Source organism: Pseudoalteromonas sp. GABNS16E (assembly GCF_028598715.1).
In the GTDB taxonomy this organism is placed as follows: domain Bacteria; phylum Pseudomonadota; class Gammaproteobacteria; order Enterobacterales; family Alteromonadaceae; genus Pseudoalteromonas; species Pseudoalteromonas atlantica.
The window spans coordinates 1-255 of sequence record NZ_JAQREZ010000204.1 but is presented as its reverse complement, the minus strand read 5'-3'; the positions used below and the strand labels follow the sequence as shown (position 1 = coordinate 255).

Below are 255 nucleotides of genomic sequence, written 5' to 3'. Positions count from 1 at the left end.
TAGCATCATAGCCTGCATCTTTATCTGAAATAAGAAGGTACTGAAATACTTGGCCTAGCCCTGAGGTGTTTGGCCCCATTTCGGGTGTGCCGACACCTTCTGGTATCAGTTCTTTTGCGGCTTGAAGACGCTCAAATACAAGTTGTCTTGCAAAGTAAATGTCGGTGCCTTCTTTGAAAACAACCGTGACGCCAGACAAGCCTGTTTTAGAAATTGAGCGCACTTGTTCTACATCAGGTAAGGCATACATGACCG

1 protein-coding gene is annotated in these 255 nt (G+C 45.5%); it reads right to left on the bottom strand.

Going from position 1 to position 255, the window contains the following annotated elements; all coding sequences use genetic code 11:
• The coding region (locus tag PSI06_RS21825) for an efflux RND transporter permease subunit (RefSeq protein WP_273604849.1) at positions 1-255 on the bottom strand (255 nt) is incomplete at both ends.